The organism is Blautia sp. HCP3S3_C12, from assembly GCF_052064155.1.
Lineage (GTDB): Bacteria > Bacillota > Clostridia > Lachnospirales > Lachnospiraceae > Blautia_A.
In genome coordinates, this window is sequence record NZ_JBQHWC010000015.1 from 42,922 (window position 1) to 63,697 (window position 20,776).

Annotated in this window: 18 protein-coding genes; 6 read left to right on the forward strand and 12 right to left on the reverse strand. The window is 37.2% G+C overall.

The genetic code is table 11. The features are described 5' to 3' along the window. Positions 1-65 precede the first annotated feature (65 nt). Positions 66-1,019 carry an alpha/beta fold hydrolase gene (locus ACTNDS_RS11990; RefSeq protein WP_303243331.1) on the forward strand — a complete coding sequence of 318 codons (954 nt, stop codon included), beginning with the start codon at positions 66-68 and terminating at the stop codon, positions 1,017-1,019. Between the two features lie 41 nt (positions 1,020-1,060). Here the strand turns inward: ACTNDS_RS11990 and ACTNDS_RS11995 are convergent, their stop codons facing one another. From ACTNDS_RS11995 to rpmH, 12 genes are all read right to left on the reverse strand, one after another. Beyond that, the gene (locus ACTNDS_RS11995; protein ID WP_441035972.1) at positions 1,061-2,617 is read right to left on the reverse strand and encodes a DUF4340 domain-containing protein; all 1,557 of its coding nucleotides are present in this window, start codon (positions 2,615-2,617) and stop codon (positions 1,061-1,063) included. Then, positions 2,618-4,102 carry a GldG family protein gene (locus ACTNDS_RS12000; protein ID WP_441035973.1) on the reverse strand — a complete coding sequence of 495 codons (1,485 nt, stop codon included), beginning with the start codon at positions 4,100-4,102 and terminating at the stop codon, positions 2,618-2,620. Between the two features lie 12 nt (positions 4,103-4,114). Next, on the reverse strand, positions 4,115-4,978 hold the full coding sequence (locus tag ACTNDS_RS12005; protein WP_441035975.1) for an ABC transporter permease: 864 nt from the start codon (positions 4,976-4,978) through the stop codon (positions 4,115-4,117). After that, positions 4,975-6,036 carry an ABC transporter ATP-binding protein gene (locus tag ACTNDS_RS12010; protein WP_441035976.1) on the reverse strand — a complete coding sequence of 354 codons (1,062 nt, stop codon included), beginning with the start codon at positions 6,034-6,036 and terminating at the stop codon, positions 4,975-4,977. Before ACTNDS_RS12010 ends, ACTNDS_RS12005 begins: the two co-directional genes overlap by 4 nt. Positions 6,037-6,237: 201 nt before the next feature. Then, a complete protein-coding gene (gene rsmG / locus ACTNDS_RS12015; RefSeq protein ID WP_303243326.1) occupies positions 6,238-6,960 on the reverse strand; it encodes a 16S rRNA (guanine(527)-N(7))-methyltransferase RsmG in 723 nt (240 codons plus the stop codon). Between the two features lie 51 nt (positions 6,961-7,011). Further along, positions 7,012-8,883 (reverse strand): tRNA uridine-5-carboxymethylaminomethyl(34) synthesis enzyme MnmG, encoded by a 1,872-nt coding sequence (gene mnmG, locus ACTNDS_RS12020; RefSeq protein WP_441035978.1) that lies wholly within the window; start codon positions 8,881-8,883, stop codon positions 7,012-7,014. A 126-nt stretch (positions 8,884-9,009) separates the two neighbouring features. After that, entirely contained in the window at positions 9,010-10,383 is a 1,374-nt protein-coding gene (mnmE, locus tag ACTNDS_RS12025; RefSeq protein WP_173743890.1) for a tRNA uridine-5-carboxymethylaminomethyl(34) synthesis GTPase MnmE, read from the reverse strand. A gap of 161 nt (positions 10,384-10,544) precedes the next feature. Further along, a complete protein-coding gene (jag, locus tag ACTNDS_RS12030) occupies positions 10,545-11,510 on the reverse strand; it encodes an RNA-binding cell elongation regulator Jag/EloR (protein WP_441035980.1) in 966 nt (321 codons plus the stop codon). A 20-nt stretch (positions 11,511-11,530) separates the two neighbouring features. Beyond that, positions 11,531-12,823 carry a membrane protein insertase YidC gene (yidC, locus tag ACTNDS_RS12035; protein ID WP_303243336.1) on the reverse strand — a complete coding sequence of 431 codons (1,293 nt, stop codon included), beginning with the start codon at positions 12,821-12,823 and terminating at the stop codon, positions 11,531-11,533. 50 nt (positions 12,824-12,873) lie between these two features. Next, complete coding sequence (gene yidD, locus ACTNDS_RS12040) at positions 12,874-13,083, reverse strand: membrane protein insertion efficiency factor YidD (protein WP_081584418.1); 210 nt, start codon at positions 13,081-13,083, stop codon at positions 12,874-12,876. Next, entirely contained in the window at positions 13,055-13,426 is a 372-nt protein-coding gene (gene rnpA / locus ACTNDS_RS12045) for a ribonuclease P protein component (RefSeq protein ID WP_173743892.1), read from the reverse strand. The genes yidD and rnpA overlap by 29 nt, the downstream gene beginning before the upstream one ends. A gap of 53 nt (positions 13,427-13,479) precedes the next feature. After that, complete coding sequence (gene rpmH / locus ACTNDS_RS12050) at positions 13,480-13,614, reverse strand: 50S ribosomal protein L34 (protein WP_008708004.1); 135 nt, start codon at positions 13,612-13,614, stop codon at positions 13,480-13,482. Between the two features lie 544 nt (positions 13,615-14,158). Here rpmH and dnaA point away from each other — a divergent pair. From dnaA to ACTNDS_RS12075, 5 genes are all read left to right on the forward strand, one after another. Beyond that, positions 14,159-15,514 carry a chromosomal replication initiator protein DnaA gene (gene dnaA / locus ACTNDS_RS12055; protein WP_019163343.1) on the forward strand — a complete coding sequence of 452 codons (1,356 nt, stop codon included), beginning with the start codon at positions 14,159-14,161 and terminating at the stop codon, positions 15,512-15,514. Between the two features lie 298 nt (positions 15,515-15,812). Next, the gene (gene dnaN / locus ACTNDS_RS12060) at positions 15,813-16,928 is read left to right on the forward strand and encodes a DNA polymerase III subunit beta (RefSeq protein WP_441035983.1); all 1,116 of its coding nucleotides are present in this window, start codon (positions 15,813-15,815) and stop codon (positions 16,926-16,928) included. 13 nt (positions 16,929-16,941) lie between these two features. Continuing rightward, complete coding sequence (locus ACTNDS_RS12065) at positions 16,942-17,151, forward strand: RNA-binding S4 domain-containing protein (RefSeq protein ID WP_019163345.1); 210 nt, start codon at positions 16,942-16,944, stop codon at positions 17,149-17,151. A 4-nt stretch (positions 17,152-17,155) separates the two neighbouring features. After that, positions 17,156-18,235 carry a DNA replication/repair protein RecF gene (recF, locus tag ACTNDS_RS12070; protein WP_441035986.1) on the forward strand — a complete coding sequence of 360 codons (1,080 nt, stop codon included), beginning with the start codon at positions 17,156-17,158 and terminating at the stop codon, positions 18,233-18,235. Beyond that, the gene (locus tag ACTNDS_RS12075) at positions 18,228-20,762 is read left to right on the forward strand and encodes a tetratricopeptide repeat protein (RefSeq protein ID WP_441035988.1); all 2,535 of its coding nucleotides are present in this window, start codon (positions 18,228-18,230) and stop codon (positions 20,760-20,762) included. The genes recF and ACTNDS_RS12075 overlap by 8 nt, the downstream gene beginning before the upstream one ends. Positions 20,763-20,776: the final 14 nt, after the last annotated feature.

The following is a 20,776-nucleotide window of genomic DNA, read 5'->3' on the forward strand; positions in this document are numbered from 1 at the left end:
GTATAATATATTTATATTTTTATATTTGTCACACAAAGCAAATGCCCATATAAAGGAGGCAGACTATGAATAAAAACAAGCACAAAATTATAACATTTGCTGCTCTTATGACTGTTGCCACTATTGTGATTCATTTTATAAACCGTACAATTGCAGCTGCGGCACAATTAAAACAATTGCTCGGAATTACCCACAGTAAATATTTTGAATGGCGTTTTGGAAATATTTATTATACAAAAAAAGGTGATGGTAAACCAATTCTGTTAATTCATGATACATTACCTGGTGCCTCCGGTTACGAATGGTCTGAAATCGAAGAAAAACTGGCTGAAGATCATACTGTATATACCGTTGATCTTTTAGGTTGCGGACGTTCTGATAAACCAGGAATTACTTATACTAATTTTGTATATGTGCAGATGATCTGTGACTTTATTAGAAAGATAATCGGGCAGAAAACCGATATTATTGCCAGTGGCTTTTCAAGTTCCTTTGTCATTATGGCTTGTCACAACGAAAAAGAATTATTTAACAAAATTATGCTTGTAAATCCACCAAGCCCTGATTGCCTGAGACAGATGCCAACAAGAAGAGATCATTTATTAAAACTGGCTCTTGAGATTCCTGTTTTTGGAACTTTAATCTACCATATGATTGTCTCAAAGGAAAATGTAGCCAATTTATTTGTCGAAAAGATGTACTATAATCCATTTCATGTAAATACCCAGATGGAAGATGCTTATTATGAAGCATCTCACAGCGGTGGCTGTTATGCCAAATATTTTTATTCTAGCATGATTTCTAAATATATGAATATAAATATCAGTCATGCAGTGAAATCTCTGGATAACAGTATTTATATCGTGGAAGGTGAATCCGAACCAAATGGCAAATCAATTATGAATGAATATCTCACAGATAATCCTGCAATTGAGACTGCAATTATCAATGAATCCAAACATATTCCTCAGATTGAAAATCCCGAAGAATTTCTGGAACAGATTCTGATTTTCTTTTAAAAAAAGATCCTCTGACTTATTTGTCAGGGGATCTTTTTTTTCTAATTTTCTGTACCTGTCAGTGTTTCAAATGCTGTAAACAATTCTTTCACTGTCATCTTATTTACCAGATATATCTTACTGTCTACCTTTACTGCATAATAATTCGTATCATAGCTATAATACTCTGCTTCCAGTTTATTTCCGTCTTCTTTTATAAATGTAACTGTCATTTCCGGATCTGTTTCAGGCTTAAATTCGTCTGTAAGTCTCTTCTGTGCAGCCAGATTAATCAGTTTATTATAAAATGTTGTAAACTGCGTTTCATCCACTTCTGACCCATCCAGTTTATAAGTAACAGTCTCTTTTTCATTTCCATCATCATCTTCAGATGTTTCACGTGAAACATTTACATCATAATCACTGCCCTTATAATTTACCTTCACTTCTTTCAGATCATTGGTTGAAACATAATTTACTGTCATATCCCAGAAGTCTTCCTCGGCTTTATCTGTAAGTGCAGATAAAGTATCATCAGACATAGCGTAAACCTGATCACTATCATTTACCATCACATATCTGTTACTGTCATCTGCCTCTTTACCCACCGCAATCACCAGTTGCTTATTCTCTACATTTTTTTCTGACTCTTCAGAATCCGATGCATTTGTATCATCTGATGTATCTTCACTATCCGCAGCCTCACCCTGAGTCTCATCTGTTGTTTCAGTTGAACTATCCGCTGATGTATCAGAAGAATCTGCATCCTCATGCTCTTCCGTATAATCAACTGTGATAACCGCATATGGATCATCCAATCCATAAGTGCTCTTATCTTTACACTTGTAATCTACGAAAGAATTATATGCCATGCTTCCAAAAGAGGTTGTCAGAGAACTAACAGTGGCTGTATCTGCTTTTTCCTCATCTCCATCCCCTTTAACTGTCCACAGATTTGTATTCGTATTTTTAGAAAGTTCATAGGACTTATCACCTTTTACAGTGATTTTATTTATATTATCTGTATCAGATATCACCGGAAAATCTTCCATCTGTGCGTAATCATATAATGTTTTTGTAAAAGGCTCTATACAAGAGGATTCCACCATATAAACTGTACTCTTATCATCATCCTTATATACATAATATTGACTTGTGGATGAATTTTCATCACCTACATATAACGTAGTTGTCTTTTCCTCAGTTTCTTTATCCTCTGATTTTTCTGATTCACAGGTAATCTTTATGGTATTGGAGGGTGAATCCAGACCATATTCTGCCAGATCATCCACATCACTAAGCACTCTGTCTGATTCTATCGATGTCAATGCAGAAGCTGCATCTGACAGAGTAGTCTGGTTTACAGGAAAATCCTCTTCATCCTTTTTAACCCAGTCGTCATCCTTTTTTTCAAAAGTAGTTTCTTTCTCATCCACTAAGAAATCCAAAGATTTAATATCATCTGCTGATGCTGTAAAAACACTTGTTTTCTCGCTTTCCTCTTCTGATTCTTCTTTTGCCTCCTGTTTGGCTACGAAGGTTTTAACACCTGCGTAGCCGCCGCAGCAGACAGCAAGAACAGCAACTGCAATGATCATTTTAACAGTTTTATTCTTCATTTAAGCCTTTCTCCTCTTTATCCAAACAACAAATCCAATAACAAGGAAGATTCCAGGAATTAATGCAATGGTGCAAATCTTCCAGAATGCTGCATCATAATCAGTAATTGTCAGGTAAGATACTTCCAGGCTCTTGGAAGGAATTGATACACTGGCGCTTTCCTCTGTATCTGTCATCCATTTCAAAGACTCCATGATCAGTTTCTCATTTCCGCCGGATACCATCTGATTTGTCTGCGAATCCATCAGATTAGAAGTAGAATAGTAGACGATCTGTGTCTCTTTGTCATCATCCAGACTTTCTGTAATACTAACACCCAGATCAAATGGGCCTTCTACATCTCCATCCTCTTTTTCAATGGTATTACTGTTAAGATCAGTTTTTGAATATGCCTGATCAGAAGTTGTCAGTATACTTTCTATTTTCACTGTATCACGTACATCATCCAGTTGTTTAATGCCCTGCGCATATGGTGCAAGTACATAGTAACCGGCAGAAGCAGTCTCAGAGCTTGCATCTGTACTGTTAATAGTCGGAACCAGATAATATGGCATCTGCATTGCATAATGCTGATTGTCTCCCTCAAATACCACACCCTCTGTTCTCTGTACACCATAGTTTTCCAGGATTGCATCAAAATTTGGCATATCTTCTGTTGTATAATCGGAGAAAATTATTGCTTTTCCGCCGTTTTCAAGATATTCAATAATCGCATCCTTCTCGTCAGAGGAAAAATCTGTAGAAGGTGAGTCAATAAAGAGACAGTCTGCATCATCCGGAACACTTCCCTCTGTAAGCAGATTTAAGGATTTAATATCCATATTTGCCTTCTCAATATCCTCTTTAATAGAAGAATCCATATCTTTCTCACCATGGCCTTCTACTGTATATAAAACAGGCAGATTTTCTGAGGTTACATATCCTATTGCACTTGTGATCTGACCTTCACCATCAAAGCCTGTAGTCTGAGAGCTATAAGTCTGATAATCAATAGATGTCTCATAAATATTGTTATAATCAATTACCTTATTTCTATCTCCACAAACAACAATAAGACTGTTAGCAGAAAGATCATCGCTGGTATACTGTGAAACAAATTTAGGATTTACTACCGGATCCTTCTGCTCTACCTTAATATGCTTGGATTCATCTTCATATTTTTTCAGCAGACTGGAGATATTTTCATCTTCAGATCCGCTCTGTGCGATCTGATAAATCGTTACGTCTTTCTCCAGGTCCTTCAGCATTTTCTTGGTCTCATCACCGATACTGTACAGTTTCTGGCTGCTGATATCAATTTCTGAATATTTAGATGGAATCGTGCTTACAATCATGTTTATAACAATAACAACTGCAATAAAAATCACAGACATAACCATGGTATACGAACCATTTTTTATGTGCTTTTTACTGATCGTTCCTATCAGTTTCTTCTTATCAAATTTGTTATGGTTTTTGTTTTTCATTTTTTCCTTCAGTTTCATTCCTGTCACCTCCTAATTCCAACGTCTCTTTGATATAGACTGCATTGTAAGGAATAAGCAGATTGCAATCACTGAAAGGAAATATACAATACCTTTAATATCAAAAATATTACTTGTGAAATTATCAAAGTGTCCACTCAGGTTAAATATATTTAATACTTTCTGGATTCCACCCTCGAACACGCTTGATTTAACTACATATATAACAACAAGAATTACTTCTCCTATTACAGCTGCAATTGCTGAAATCAGTGCATTTTTGATCATCGTATAAAGAATGATCGCTGCTGCCAGAATCAGCAATCCAAAAGTAACGCAGGTAGACATAGATGTTTTGGAGAAAAAGGAAGAAATACCATTCATCATATAAAAAGCAAACAAAAGTACAAATGTAAGTACTGCTGCAATGACCTGGCTTTCTGTCAGAGCTGACATAAATACACCAATCGCAATATTCGCACATCCCAGAAGGAAAAATCCAAGGATTGCCGTATAAGCAGATCCAAAAGCTACCGTGCCAAATTTTGACATAATTAACGGATAAATACACATTACAAGGATGGGAATTGCATAGACCGTTACCAGCGCCAGATACTTGCCAATTACAATATTACCTACAGAAACAGGAGCTGTAAGAAGCAGCTGATCTGTTTTCTGTTTTCTTTCCTCAGCAAGTACACGCATAGTCAGGATCGGTACTCCGATCAAAAATACAAATGTAACCGCACTTAATGTATATTCAAATTTAGGATATGCAGCAGAAAGCTGATATGCTGAAAAATAAATTCCCGTCAACACCAGGATAAAAAAGATAAACAGATATCCAACCATTGATGTCAGGTAACTTTTCAGCTCTCTTTTATAAATTGCTGTCATGATTCTTTTCCCCCTTCATCTTTTTTCTGTGTATCTTTTTCCACAGCTTCTGTCTTTATTTTGTCATCATCCCCTGAATTATGAATCTCCTCTTTCGCACTTTCAGACACCTCAGATACCGGTTTATCAGATGCTGTAAGCTCAAGGAAAATTTCCTCGAGAGATACTTTCTTTGACTTCATTTCATAAATAGGACAATTCAGCTGTGCCATCTTATAGAAGACACTTTCTCTCACATCATTCTGCTCTTCTGTAGAAATATTTACATTCCAGAGATTTTGTTTATCATCATGCTTCAGAGATACTGTATCAATTCCTTCTATCTCCTTTAAGCCCTGCTCAATAGCTGTTTTATCACCTTTAATGAGCATATCAAGGGTATTGGAACCTTCTGCAAGCTTGCCAAGATTCTCAGGTGTATCACTTGCCACAAGCTTTCCATGGGAAATGATCAATACATAATCGCATACTGCACTTACCTCTGAAAGTATATGTGAACTAAGGATCACAGTATGTTTTTTCTTCAAATTTTTAATCAATGTTCTTATTTCTATGATCTGCTTAGGATCAAGACCTACTGTAGGTTCATCCAGAATAATCACCTCTGGATATCCCATAATAGCCTCTGCCAGCCCCACTCTCTGGCGGTAACCCTTGGACAGGTTTTTGATCAGACGATTTCTCATGTCAGATATTTTTACCATATCCATTACTTCTTCTATCATAGATGCTTTTTTATCTTTAGGAATTTTCTTAAGATCTGCCACAAATTTCATATATTCCAGAACGGTCATATCGAAATAGAGAGGTGGCTGTTCCGGCAGGTAACCAATACATTTTTTTGCCTCTTCAGGCTCATCCAGGATATCATGTCCATCAATAGTAACCGTACCTTCTGTAGATGCAATGTATCCTGTGATCATATTCATTGTAGTTGATTTTCCTGCACCGTTAGGGCCCAGAAATCCGTAGATTTTTCCTTTCTCTATTTTAAAAGAAAGGTGGTCAACTGCCGTATGGTCGCCATATTTTTTGACCAGATTGTTTACTTCAATCAAATTACTCTCCTCCTTATTATTCAATAAATAGAGAATGTCCTCAGGTGAAACAGAGAATGGGGGAACCCGAGGACATCTCTATGGAGAATAGTTTATGACGAAGTTGTGATGAAAATAGGTTGAAAATGTGTTTATTTTGTGATGTTTATGTGGATAACTTTATTCAACTATCCTATATTTTTATTTCTTTTCTGAATTTTTTTATGAAAGCGGTGTTTTTAGTGGTGTACCCGCTTTGCGCGGATAAGCCTTTGGAGTTGATTTTATTTTTTTGACAGGAATCAAGGAGCGAGATATTTCCGTATCAGGAAGATTAAAATAAGTGATTTCCTGCAAATCCCCACCAAGTATTTTTATAGCCTTTTCCGCCTGTCTGGTCTCTTCCTGAACTGTTCCGGACTTATAGGAGATAAAACTTCCTCCTTTTTTTACATAGGGGAGACAATATTCAGACAACGTAGCCAGATTGGAAACAGCTCTGGATACACAAAGATCATATTGCTCGCGATATTCTTTATTTCTGGCATATTCTTCAGCTCTTCCATGAATTGCTGTAATATCTGTAAGTCCTAAAAGCTGGAAACTCTCTTCCAGAAAATTCACACGTTTTTTTAAAGAGTCCAATAAACAGGCCTGTAAATGTGGGAATGCGATTTTTAACGGAACTCCCGGAAATCCGGCTCCAGTTCCTATATCTATCATTGTTTTTACCTTTGTCATATCTATGCTTTTAACACAGGAGAGGCTGTCCAGAAAATGTTTGGTAAGCACTTCTTCAAAATCCGTAATTCCTGTCAGATTCATAACTTTATTTTTTTCAATCAGATATTCATAAAATTTAATAAACTGTTCTTTTTGCTGTCCATTTAATTGGATTCCTAATTCCTGACATCCATTTTCCAGGGTTGTGAGATCGTATGACATACTTTTCTTCTCCTCTGTTTTTTATATTAAAAATTTTTTGCATTTCCTATCTTATTTACTTGATAAATATACCAGTAATACAGATATATCTGCCGGGGATACTCCTGAAATCCGTGATGCCTGACCGATTGAGATAGGACGATAGGCTTCCAGTTTCTGCCTGGCTTCAATACGCAGGCTGCCTATCTGTTCATAGTCAAGATCTTCCGGTATTTTCCTGGATTCCAGTTTTTTAAACTGCTCTACCTGCTTTAACTGTCTGCGGATGTAACCATCGTATTTAATGTTAATATCCACCTGTTCCTTTACATCCCATGGTAATTCCTGGCGTTCTTTATCAAGAGACTCTATCGCTTCATAGGAAAGTTCCGGACGCCGGATCAGCTCAGCCAATGTGGTCCCTGACTTCAACGGTGTACTTTTATATTGTTCCAGAAGTTTCTGCACAGGTTCTGTATTTCCAATGTTCGTGTGCTCCAGACGTTCAATTTCTGCTTTAATCTCTTTCTCTTTTGTCAGAAGCTTCTGATAATCTTCTTCACTGACCAGACCCACCTGATAGCCTTTTTTCCGCAATCTCAGATCTGCATTATCCTGACGGAGAAGAAGTCTGTACTCCGCGCGGCTGGTCATCATTCTGTATGGTTCATGATTTTCCTTTGTAACAAGATCATCTATCAGCACCCCGATGTATGCCTCTGAACGATCCAGGATCAGCTGTTCCTGCCCTTTTATCTCCAAAGCTGCATTAATTCCTGCAATCAGACCCTGTGCCGCTGCTTCTTCATATCCGGAGCTTCCATTAAACTGACCGCCACTGAATAATCCCTTAATTTTCTTAAATTCAAGAGTAGGATAAAGCTGCCGCGGATTAATGCAATCGTATTCGATTGCATAAGCATTCTTTACGATTTTTGCATTCTCCAATCCAGGTACGGAATGATACATTTCTTCCTGTACATCCTCAGGCAGAGAGCTGGACATTCCTCCAATATACATTTCATTTGTGTAAAGTCCTTCAGGTTCAATAAATACCTGATGGCGGTTTTTATCTGCAAAACGAACCACCTTATCTTCAATAGATGGGCAGTATCTAGGTCCTGTTCCTTCAATCATACCGGAATAAAGAGGCGATCTGTCCAGATTTGCCCTGATGATCTCATGAGTTTTTTCATTGGTATAAGTCAGCCAACAGGATTTCTGCTCAATCTGTACATCCTCCGGATCTGTGGAAAAAGAAAACGGCACTACTCTCTCATCACCAAACTGCTCTTCCATTTTACTGTAATCAATGGTATTTCCGGCAATTCGTGCCGGAGTTCCTGTTTTAAAACGGAACATTTCAATCCCCAGTTCTTTCAGAGAATCTGTGAGATAATTTGCTGCCTGAAGTCCGTCAGGACCTGTATAATTACTTACATCTCCATAAATACATCTTGCCTTTAAGTAGGTTCCTGTACAAAGAACTACTGCTTTACAATTATATGTGGCACCTGAATAAGTTTTTACACCTGTTATATGTCCATCTTCTACCAGAAGCTTTGTTACTTCTCCCTGTTTAATAGTCAGGTTTTCTGTATTCTCCAGAGTTTTCCGCATGGCATTACTGTATGCCCGCTTATCTGCCTGTGCACGAAGGGAATGAACCGCAGGACCTTTTGAACAATTCAACATCTTTGACTGGATAAAGGTCTTATCAATATTTTTCCCCATTTCTCCGCCAAGTGCATCCAGCTCTCTTACTAAATGACCTTTAGAGCTTCCACCTACATTTGGATTACAGGGCATCAATGCTATACTTTCCACACTGACTGTAAACATAATGGTTTTCAGTCCCAGACGGGCACCTGCAAGGGCAGCCTCACATCCTGCATGACCTGCTCCAACTACAACAATGTCATAATTCTTCACTAAATTCTTCATTGGATCTCCTTTTTATAATCAAGCGGATATTCGCAATCCGCTTCGCTACTTGCTCATAACCGAATAACTGCTTATTGCTTTTCGCAATTAAAGCAGGGGACTTACTTGATTCGGTTAAATCAGCTGTTATTTACCAGTACAGAATTTGCTGAATATTTCATTCACCAGATCCTCTCCTACAGATTCTCCCAGGATCTTACCCAGATTTTCATAAGCATTCATCAAATCTATGGAAAAGAAGTCCTCCGGCAATCCTCCCAGAATACTGTTTCTCACCAGATCCAGGCTTTTATCAGCTTCCTCCAGCGCAGCCTTATGTCGTGCATTCGTAATATAGACCTCATCATTAAAGGAAAGTTCTCCGCCAAAAAACATATCTTTTATTTTTTCCTCAAGCTCTGTAATTCCAGTCTCTTCTTTGGCTGAAATGGGAATTACCGGGTGTCCCGCTTTTTCTCTTAACCTATCTATTTCAATTGCGGCTTTCAGATCAGTTTTATTATACAGGATAATTGCCTTCTTTCCATTGAGCATGGACATAATTTCTTCATCATTACTATCCAGCGGAACTGATGAATCCACAACATAGAGGATCAAATCTGCTTTCTGTGCCATTTCTCTTGCTCTGTCCACACCTATTTTTTCTACAATATCCTCTGTTTCACGGATACCTGCTGTATCCACAATTTTTAAGGTAATCCCATGAAGAGTGATATATTCTTCCAATATGTCCCTGGTAGTTCCTGCTATATCAGTAACAATCGCACGATTTTCTCCCAAAAGCAGATTTAATAGAGAAGATTTTCCGGCATTAGGCTTTCCAAGGATAACCGTCTGTATTCCTTCCTGTATCATTTTTCCATCAGAGGAACTTTTCAACAATTTCTTTATTTCCAGCTGCTCTTTATCCACAACTTCCAACAGCTCCTGAGGATAACCTTCCAGACTGATATGTTCCGGATCATCCAGCGCAGACTCTATATATGCAATATGGTAAATGATTTTTTCCCTTATATCACAGATTGCTTTCTGTACCGATCCCTTTAACTGGTCTATAGAGCTTCGAAGTGCATATTCATTTTTGGCCTGTATCACATCCATAACTGCTTCTGCCTGGGACAAATCCATTCTTCCATTAAGAAAGGCTCTTTTGGTAAACTCACCGGGACCGGCAATCTCTGCACCATTTTTCAGCACAGTCTCCAGCACTCTCTTCATGGCAAAAACACCACCATGACAGTCAATCTCTACTGTATCCTCCCCTGTAAAGGTTCGAGGTGCACGCATGATCATCACCAGAACTTCATCGATCAATTCCTCTCCGTCATAAATATATCCATAATGTATGGTATGGCTTGGAACTTCTTTAATCCTTTTTTTTCCGCCCTTAGATCTATAAATACGGGAAATTACCTCCATGGCATCTTCTCCGCTGATACGGACAATTCCGATTCCAGATGCGCTCATTGCCGTGGAAATCGCCGCAATTGTTGTTTCCATCTGATTTCCTCCAATAATTCAAAATTCCTTAAAAAAAAATGTTACTCCGAAAAAAGCATATACGTACCTTACGTATTATTCACGCTTTCACCTAGAATAACATTTTTTTATGATAATATAAAGTTTTTATTTCAAGATTAAACCTGTATAAATACGGCTTATCAGTTTCTCTTTAACTTAACCACTACGTGACGATATGGTTCTTCACCTTCGCTGACAGTCTCTACAAACTTATTTCCCTGAAGAGCAGAATGAATGATTCTTCTCTCATAAGGATTCATCGGCTCAAGCACAACTGTCTTTCTGGTTTTCTTAACCTTATAGGCAATCCCTCTGGCAAGATTCTCTAATGTTTCTTTACGGCGTTTACGGTAATCTTCAGTATCAAGCTTTACACGAATATAATTTGCTTTTCCTTTATTTACCACAAGGCTTGTAAGATACTGGAGGGAATCAAGAGTCTGTCCTCTTTTACCAATAAGGATTCCCATATCTTCTCCTTCAAAATCTACCTCCAGACTTCCATCTGCAGTATTATATTTCGAAGTGATTTCTACTTCACCCAGATTCATAGAAGCAAAAACATCATGCAGAAAAACCCTTGCTCTGTCTTCAACTTCTTTGATTTCTTCAGGATCTGTAATGATCTCAACAGGCTTTCCTGTTTTTACAGCTTTTTCTTTTGCCGGCTTTTCTACTGTTTCCTTTGGTTCTTTTGAGATTTTCTCTTTTCTCTCTTTTACAGGCTTTGGCTGTCTTGGTTTATCCTGCTCTGGAGCTGCAGCCTTAGGCTCTTTTACTTCTTTTTTAGCATCTTTCGGAGCTTTTTTTACCTGTTCTGGTTTCTTTTCTTCTTTTACGGAAATTTCTTCTTTAATGGCTTTTTCCTCTTTAAGAGAATCAATCTTTACTGTTTCTACAATTTCCTTAATTTCCTCTTCTTCAGAAACAGGTTCGGATTTTCTTACTTTAATGATAGCCGGTTTGCTTCCAATTCCGAATAAACCACTTTTTCCTTCACTTACTACCTGAATTTCAAGCTGGTCACTGGATACGCCAAGCTCGATACATGCTTTTGTAATTGCTTCACTTTTTGTTTTCGCTGAAAACTGGATAAAATCCTCCATGCCAACCCCTCCGTTCTTTGCTACTTCTTCTTATTTCTCTCATCAAATGCTTTTACCATATTTGCCTTGGCTGTAATACTGTCTGCTTTTGCATTTGAAGCTTTCTGGTAAGCTTCTTCTACTTTCTTGGCTCTGGACTGAACATCTGTATTGCTGCTGCCTTTTTCAATCTTGTTGATATTTTTTACACTCTGATGAGCCTGATTCGTAATCTTCTGAGGTGGAAGTCCTGCTTTTTCACGCTTCTTTTCCATCTTTTTCATATTTTCATTGATCAGAACCTGAATATCAATTTTGTCCATTTTTTTGTTAATGACAAACTGCTGTACACTTCTCACTGCTGCACTGGCTACCCAGTAAATACCAAGACCTACAGGGAACGTAAAACAAAATACTGCAGACATCAGAGGCATTACCATATTCATGGTCTTCATAGAGTTCATCATTGCATCCTGCTGTGATTCTCCATTTCCCTGCTGCGCTGCCTGAGGCATCAGCTTGATGTTAAGCATCTGTGTGGCCCATGCAAGAATCGGAATCAGAATCGCAACAATAGCAAGAATAATAGATCCGCCTACAAATGCCGCCTTTATATAAGTAAGAGGCTGATCCGCAATATTAAGTCCAAGAAAATCCTGCACATGTGAAATCTCTTTTGCTGTGCTGTTCAGTGTATCAGAAAAACCTGAAAACTGACTTGTCTCAGCAAGGCTCTTCCACTGGGAAGGAGACAGCGCATACAAAAAGTCTGTCACAGAATTACTGGTAGCCTTACTTCCATCCATAATAAGCTGGACTCTGGTCATTTTATTATCTTTAATAAAATTCTGTAAAATATCTGTATATCCGTTTACAGCTGTAATATTAGTAACTGCAGCTGAGAGAATATTTTTTACACTTCCTACATATGCCGGAATTTTATAAATAACCTGATACAATGCCATCAGGATAGGAAACTGAATTGCCAGCTGTACGCAGCTTCCGGTAGGAGAAACACCATATTTCTGATATACAGCCTGTGTTTCCTCCTGCATTTTCTGCATTGCAGCCTGATCTGAGTTCTTTCCTTTATATTTCTTCTGAATCTTCTGAAGTTCCGGCTGCATAACAGCACTTAATTTAGAAAATTTCTGCTGTTTGATCTGCAGCGGAGTCATAAGAGCATAAATAAGGATACTGAAGATAATAATACAAAGGCCAATGTTCTGAATTCCAAATATATTCAGAAGTTTGTAAATACCATCCATAATCCATCCCATGACGGTCGCAAGCTGACCGATAATAGGAGTACCGCTCTTTGTCGCTAAAATCATTTCCAAGTTTCTTTCCTCCTAGAATCCATAGGTGACAGGTTTACCCTGCCTTATGGTACAGGGTCATAGCCTCCATGAGAAAAAGGATTACATCTCAGAATCCTCCAAACCGCAAGGAGGCCCCCTTTTAACGCACCATATTTTTCAATTGCTTCTAAACCATATTGAGAACATGTGGGAATATAAGGACATTTTGTTCTCTTCATCGGTGACAAATATTTTTGATAGAGCCTAATTATCCTGATCAGAAATTTTTTCATCATTGTTCTTACCTGTTATGTGATGCTTTTCTGCCAAATGCATAAGGGCACTCTCTATCTCCTGATAGCTTCTGTCCTTAGCCTGAGGCCTGGCCACCACCACAATATCCAAACTATTGTCGAATTCCATTTCATTTAATCTATAACTTTCTCTTATCAACCTGGTGAGTCTGTGGCGAACCACACTATTCCCTACTTTTTTACTTACTGATATTCCCAAACGATTCTTCATGTACCGATTCTTCAGTACGTACATCACCAGATACCGATTACCTTTTGATGTTCCATTTCGATATACTTTTTGAAAATCTTGATTCTTTTTTAAGGACTCTGAGTTTTTCATAGAATCCTCCCGTTTTTATAGAAGAAAAGACCACAATAACTGCGGTCTTATTCTTAAGCTGATAAATGCTTTCTTCCTTTTAATCTTCTTGCAGCTAAAACTTTGCGTCCACCCTTTGTACTCATACGAGCTCTAAAACCATGGACTTTCGCTCTGGATCTTTTTTTCGGCTGAAATGTCATTTTCATAGGTAAAGCACCTCCTTTATCTATTTTCCATATTAATTTTACTTATTAGAACATCATTTCAATTATATTCATAAAGCACCAATTCGTCAAGTACTAATTCTATAAAGATTTTTAAGGTTTTTCAGTAAATTGTGGATTATTAAATTGGTTTACGTAATATTATCCACATTTTGTGGATAACTTGTGGATAACTTGTGGAATACCACAACATATATCCACTTTTTTCGACAGTGTTTTACACATCTCAAAATAAAAATCCTTTATTTATACCTTTTTCGACAGTGTATAAACTTATACACATATTTAGGGAGAATTTTGTATCCTTTTGTCACATTATGGTAACCAAATTACTTTTATACACTGTTATCCACACTAATCCACATAAAAATTGGGGATAACTTTTTTTTCCACAATTCCCTCAAATATTCATTGCGAAAACCAATATTCTATTATAATATATATATGGATATTTATGTCCATTTTAGAGATTATAGAATATCTTTTATTATTATATATAATTTAGAAGGAACCGGGAGAACCAAAAATGAACAAAGTTGTGGAAAAATGGGATGAAATCCTGCAAATCGTCAAAACAGAACATGATCTGTCCGATGTTTCTTTCAAAACCTGGCTGAAACCCCTTACTGTTTATCAGGTTGAAGGAAATATTGTGACTATTATCGTTCCATCTGAACAAGTAGGACTGAACTATATCAGTAAAAAATATAAATTACCCCTTCAGGTTACTATCAGCGAAGTCACTGGTATGGAAAATTGCGAAATAAACTTTATCCTGCCGGAAGATGTACCCAAAAAGGAAGCCGCAGCACCAAAGGTTCAGTCTCAGGATACAAGATGTGAAGAAGCTCATCTGAATCCCAAATATACTTTTGATACTTTTGTTGTGGGAAGCAATAATAAATTTGCCCAGGCTGCGGCTCTTGCTGTAGCAGAATCACCAGGGGATGCCTATAATCCACTTTTTATCTATGGTGGAGCAGGTTTGGGAAAAACCCATTTGATGCATTCCATTGCACATTTTATTATAGATCATGACGAAAACAGTAAGGTTCTCTATGTTACCAGTGAAGAATTTACAAACGAACTGATTGAGACCATCCGTAACGGAAACAATACTGCAATGACCAAATTCCGTGAAAAATACAGAAATATTGACGTTCTTCTGGTTGACGATATTCAATTTATTATAGGAAAGGAATCTACACAGGAGGAATTTTTCCACACCTTTAACAGTCTGCACAGTGCAGGAAAACAGATCATTATTTCTTCAGATAAACCACCAAAGGATATGGAAATCCTGGAAGAGCGGTTCCGTTCACGTTTTGAATGGGGTCTTATTGTAGATATCACACTGCCTGATTATGAAACCCGAATGGCTATCCTCCATAAAAAAGAAGAAATGGATGGCTATGATATCAATGAGGAAGTCATCAAATACATTGCCAATAATATTAAATCCAACATCCGTGAGCTGGAAGGAGCTATTAATAAGGTTATGGCTTTTGCAAAACTGGAGCAGCGGGAAGTTAACTTAGAACTTGCAGAACAGGCACTGAAGGACATCATATCTCCAAACGAAAAGAAAGTGATCACACCAGAATATATTATATCAATGGTTGCAGAACACTTTGATGTTTCTGTAGAAGACCTGTACGGAAATAAACGAAATTCCAAAATTGTAATGCCACGTCAGATTGCTATGTACCTTTGCCGGGAAATCATATCCACACCTCTTAAATCCATAGGTAAATGTCTCGGCAACCGTGATCATACTACAATCATGCATGGAATTGACAAAATCGAAAAAGAAATTGTCTCTGACGATAACCTTAAAAACACAATTGAAACCTTAAAGAAAAAAATTAATCCACAAACATAAATTTAATAAGTTACTATATGGGGATAACCTGTGGAATACGATGTGTATAAAATGTTGAAGTTATGTGTATAAATGTGTAAAACTTTTTCGCCAGATTTTTGATTTGAGTTTTACACAAGTTATTCACATACTTCAACCTTGTTTTTACACGAAGTTATCCATACTTCAAACCCTTTTATTTACTGCCTTAAATATAGTTTTTCACATATTCACATCCCCTACGGCGGATACGACGGATTTCTTTTAAATATTTATCTATAAAAAACACACACTCAACAGAAAGGAAGTTATACACATTATGAAAATCATATGCTCCAAAAACAGCTTACTCAAAAGTGTAAGTATCTCCCTGAAAGCAGTACCCTCTAAAACAACAATGCCTATTCTTGAATGTATTCTTATAGATTCAACTACAAATCAAATTAAATTTACTACCAATGATATGGAACTAGGTATTGAAACTATTGTTGAAGGTACTATTGAAGAAAAAGGAATGATTGCTCTGGATGCTAAAATTCTCTATGAAATCATTCGAAGACTTCCGGATAACGATGTTACTATAAAAACAGACGATAAACTTACAGCTTTTATCACATGTGAAAAAGCAAAGTTTACGATTCCTGGTAAATCCGGAGAAGATTTTGCATATCTCCCAATAATTGAAAGAGAAGAATGCCTTACTATTTCTCAATTCACTTTAAAGGAGATGATTCGTCAGACAATATTCTCAATTGCAGCTAACGAAACCAACAAATTAATGACTGGTGAACTGTTTGAAATCAAGGATAATTGTCTGAAAATTGTCTCCCTGGATGGCCACCGCATTGCTATAAGACGAATGGAACTTAAAAAAGATTATTCAGATCGTAAGGTTGTAGTGCCTGGTAAAACTTTAAATGAAATCAGCAAGATTCTTTCAGGTGAAATTGATGATCTGGTAAATATTTATTTTTCAAAGAATCACATCCTCTTTGAATTTGATCAGACAATCGTGGTATCCAGATTGATCGAAGGAGAATACTTCCGTATTGATCAGATGTTATCCAGCGATTATGAAACTAAAATTTCTATCAATAAAAAAGAATTTCTGGATTGTATTGACCGTGCAACCCTTCTGGTACGTGAGGGAGAAAAGAAACCAATCATTATTGAGATTTCAGATAATACAATGGAGTTGCGCATCGATTCTGCAATGGGTTCCATGGATGAAAATATTGATATCATCAAGGAAGGAAAGGACATTCTGATTGGATTTAATCCAAGATTTCTGATTGATGCCCTTAAGGTTATTGATGATGAAACCATCAGTATCTACCTGGTAAATCCAAAAGCACCATGTTTTATCCGGGATGATGATGAAAATTACACATATCTGATCCTGCCTGTTAATATCAACCAGAATCAGACAAGATAGGGAGTAAATGAAAATGGAAGAGATCAAAATAAGAGATGAATTTATAAAGCTGGGACAATTACTGAAGCTTGCTTCTATGGTAGAAGATGGAGTAGAGGCAAAGTATGTGATCACAGATGGCCTGGTAAAGGTTAATGGTGAAGTTGATGAACGTCGTGGACGCAAGGTTTATGAAGGAGATATTGTTTCCTATGACGGAAAAGAAATTAAAGTAGTCAGGTGAATAAATGTATATTGAATCTGTTCAGTTGAAAAATTTCAGAAATTATGATTCACTGGAGCTTACCTTTGACAAAGGAACCAATATTTTTTATGGGAATAATGCACAGGGAAAAACTAATATTCTGGAATCCCTCTATTTATGCGGAACAACCAAATCTCACAGAGGAAGCAAGGACAAGGAAATCGTTAAGTTCGGAGAAGAAGAAGCACATATCCGGATGATGGTAAACAGAAACCAGATTAATTACAAAATAGATATGCATCTCAGAAAAAATAAAGCTAAGGGAGTTGCCATAAATGGATTGCCCATCAAAAAGGCAAGTGAATTATTTGGAGTGGTAAATATGGTGTTCTTTTCTCCCGAAGATTTGAATATTATCAAAAATGGACCTGGAGAGAGAAGACGTTTTCTGGATATGGAACTGTGTCAGTTGGATAAAATATATCTGAAGGATCTGGCATCTTATAATCATATTGTCAATCAGAGAAATAAATTATTGAAGGATATGTATGTGCAGCCGGGATTGAAGGGAACTCTTGATATCTGGGATATGCAGATGGTGGAATATGGCAGGCGCATTATTGAAAAGAGAAAAAGATTTGTGGAAGAACTGAATGAGATCATCCAGAATATTCATTTTAATCTTACAGGGGGAACAGAAAATCTAAGGGTTATTTATGAGCCGAGCTGTCCTGGGCAGGAACTGGAGAAAACTGTTTCTGAAAACAGGGAAAGAGATATGAGGATGAAGATAACATCAGTCGGCCCACACAGAGATGATCTGTGTATGGAGGTCAATGGAATTGATATCCGCAGGTATGGTTCTCAGGGACAGCAGCGAACAGCAGCACTTTCACTTAAATTATCTGAGATTTATATTGTAAAAAGAACAATAAAAGATACGCCGGTTCTGCTTCTGGATGATGTATTGTCTGAACTGGACAGCAGCAGACAGACTTATCTGCTGGATAGTATACATGATATACAGACCATGATAACCTGTACAGGACTGGATGATTTTATAAGTCACAGATTTCATATAAACAAAATATTTCAGGTCGTAAACGGAAGTATTTGTGAATGAAGTTTTTGACAAGGTTATAGGCTTATGTTACACTGGAAACAATTATGGAAAGTTGGTGAAAACATTGGACAAGGAAGAATTTCGAATCAAGCTTGAAGAGATAAATAAGCTGGTTCAGAATAAGGATTATAAAGGTGCGATGAACATTGTGGACAGTATAGACTGGCGTCGGGTAAAGAATGTCCGTACCTTATGTGTAGTTGGCGAAATATATGCAGCCAATGGAAGATATGAGGATAGTAAGGAAATATTTTTACTGGCATATCATAAAGCATCTATTGGAAAAAATATCCTGTATCGACTGGTTGAGATTTCTTTGAAAATGAAAAATGTTGATGAGGCTACTGAGTTTTATGAGGAATATAAACAGGTGGCACCAAATGACAGCTCTCAATATATTCTTCAGTATAAAATTGCCAGAGTGAAGAATATTTCACTGGACGAACAGATCAAAATCCTGGAAGAATACAAGGAACACGAATTTACAGAAAAATGGTCTTATGAACTGGCTGCATTATATTATAAAGCCGGGGAAAAAGAAAAGAGTCTTGAGCTGTGTAATGAGATTATTCTCTGGTTCAGTGAAGGAAAATATGTAATGAAAGCATATGACCTGAAACAGCGTATGGGAGAACTGACAGGAGAAGAGAAGGCAAAATATGAGAAACAGTTTGTTCCAAAGCTGATCAAACCTGAAGAAGCCGGAAATATTAAAAAGGCAGAGCAGGATAGACCAGAAGATTCTGAAGAAGAAAAAGACCTGGAAAAAGAAACTTCAGAAAAATCCACAGAAGAGGAAGAACAGCCGGAGATTATAAGAATCGAAAAGAATAGCAGAGAAAACGATGGGGCTGAGAGCATTCAGGATAAAATTTCAAAAGGAATCCGGGATATTTTTGGAGGAGCCAGAAAGAAAGCGGATGAAGAACTGAATGAAGAAAAAGAAAGTTCAGAGGAAGTGACGGAAACTGAAGAAGATCAGATTCCTGAAGAAATTATAAAGACAGATAGTACAGAAAAAGAACCTGAAAATGTACCGGAACTGGAAGCAGAACCAGCAAAACCCGGAGAAAGTCCTGTTATTAATAAACAGCCGGAAAGCCAGAAAGTAAACGAAAATCAGGAAGAAAAAGAAGATTTTGGAAAAACGATGAAACTTCCGGAATTGAAAATTCCTGACTCCATGAAAAATATGGAGCCAAGCAGTGCGCCTAAGATTGAGGATATTCAAAAGGTTGATTTTGCAGAAATGGAAAAATCAGGTAAGGAATTTAATCTTGAAGATACGATTCTGGCAGCTGCAAGTGCACAGGGGATTGAAATTCCAAAGGAAGAACCTTTAAAAGAAGAATCTACAAAGGAAGAAAAACCAGAGGAAAAAGAGAGAGAAGATAAAAAACTTTCAGATGATCTGGAAAAGCCGGATTTTCTGACCAGTGATTCTTTTGGTGACCATATAGAGGTAAAAGCCGGAGACCTTAAGGTTCCAAATATCATGCCATTTGAAGAAGAGGATGATGTTACAGAAGAGGATCTTAAGAGTGCAGAGGAAGAATTTCTCCATGGTCCTGCAGGAAAAAAAGATTTGAATGCAGATTATAATCTGGAAGATATGGATGCTCCTGCTGACCAGGATGAAGAAACCATTAATGTTTTGCAGAATCCGGAAGACAATGAAGATTTGTCAGAGGAAGAAGAACTGGAAAGATTTATAGAGTCGATCCAGCCCAAGGATGAAAAAGATCCCAGAGACATCATTCCAAGAGAAAAAATACTGAATGATGATGAAAAGCAGCTTTTTACATATTTTGTAAAAATTCCGGGTATGAGGGAACAGTTGCTCAATACCCTGTGTGATGTACAACAGGCAGCAGCAGATAAGACCTCCAGGACAGGCAATATTATTGTTATGGGGGGAAAAGAGTGCGGTAAGACCAGATTGATATCCGGTTTGATTCCTGCAATATGTAAAGAGCTGAATCTGGAAGCTTCAAAGGTTGCTTATGTATTTGCAGATCAGATCAATGGTAAACCGATAGATCAGATTTTTGAAAAGCTTTCCGGAGGTTTTCTTGTAATTGAGAATGCTAACCAGCTGACCCAGGAAACAGTGGAAATGCTGGATAAGGCAATGGAAAAGGAAACAGATGGCCTGACTGTTATCATAGAGGATGAAAAAATAGGAATGCGCAAATTTATTGCCAGATATCCTAAAATTGTGAAGAAATTTACATCTATGATCAATATTCCGGTCTTTACAAATGATGAACTGGTTAATTTTGCAAGAGTTTATACAAAAGAAAACGGATATACCATTGATCAGATGGGAATGCTCGCATTGTATAATCTGATTGGAATTAATCAGAAAGAGGATCAGCCTATGAATATAGGGGCAGTAAAGAATCTGATTGATACTGCCATTCTTAAATCCCAGGGAGGAATCCGTAAATTTAAGAGAAACATTTCAAAGAAACGTATAGACAGAGACGGCTATATTGTTCTTTATGAGAAAGATTTTAGTAAATAATAAAACAGAAATAA

Coding starts and splice junctions, on each gene's coding strand:
- rnpA (WP_173743892.1), bottom strand. CDS start 13,426: ATGAAAAACTCAGAGTCCTTAAAAAAGAATCAAGATTTTCAAAAAGTA.
- rsmG (WP_303243326.1), bottom strand. CDS start 6,960: ATGTCATACGATCTCACAACCCTGGAAAATGGATGTCAGGAATTAGGA.
- ACTNDS_RS11990 (WP_303243331.1), top strand. CDS start 66: ATGAATAAAAACAAGCACAAAATTATAACATTTGCTGCTCTTATGACT.
- rpmH (WP_008708004.1), bottom strand. CDS start 13,614: ATGAAAATGACATTTCAGCCGAAAAAAAGATCCAGAGCGAAAGTCCAT.
- dnaN (WP_441035983.1), top strand. CDS start 15,813: ATGAAAATCATATGCTCCAAAAACAGCTTACTCAAAAGTGTAAGTATC.
- ACTNDS_RS12065 (WP_019163345.1), top strand. CDS start 16,942: ATGGAAGAGATCAAAATAAGAGATGAATTTATAAAGCTGGGACAATTA.
- mnmG (WP_441035978.1), bottom strand. CDS start 8,883: ATGAAGAATTTAGTGAAGAATTATGACATTGTTGTAGTTGGAGCAGGT.
- recF (WP_441035986.1), top strand. CDS start 17,156: ATGTATATTGAATCTGTTCAGTTGAAAAATTTCAGAAATTATGATTCA.
- ACTNDS_RS12005 (WP_441035975.1), bottom strand. CDS start 4,978: ATGACAGCAATTTATAAAAGAGAGCTGAAAAGTTACCTGACATCAATG.
- ACTNDS_RS11995 (WP_441035972.1), bottom strand. CDS start 2,617: ATGAAGAATAAAACTGTTAAAATGATCATTGCAGTTGCTGTTCTTGCT.
- yidC (WP_303243336.1), bottom strand. CDS start 12,823: ATGATTTTAGCGACAAAGAGCGGTACTCCTATTATCGGTCAGCTTGCG.
- dnaA (WP_019163343.1), top strand. CDS start 14,159: ATGAACAAAGTTGTGGAAAAATGGGATGAAATCCTGCAAATCGTCAAA.
- jag (WP_441035980.1), bottom strand. CDS start 11,510: ATGGAGGATTTTATCCAGTTTTCAGCGAAAACAAAAAGTGAAGCAATT.
- mnmE (WP_173743890.1), bottom strand. CDS start 10,383: ATGGAAACAACAATTGCGGCGATTTCCACGGCAATGAGCGCATCTGGA.
- ACTNDS_RS12000 (WP_441035973.1), bottom strand. CDS start 4,102: ATGAAACTGAAGGAAAAAATGAAAAACAAAAACCATAACAAATTTGAT.
- yidD (WP_081584418.1), bottom strand. CDS start 13,083: ATGAAAAAATTTCTGATCAGGATAATTAGGCTCTATCAAAAATATTTG.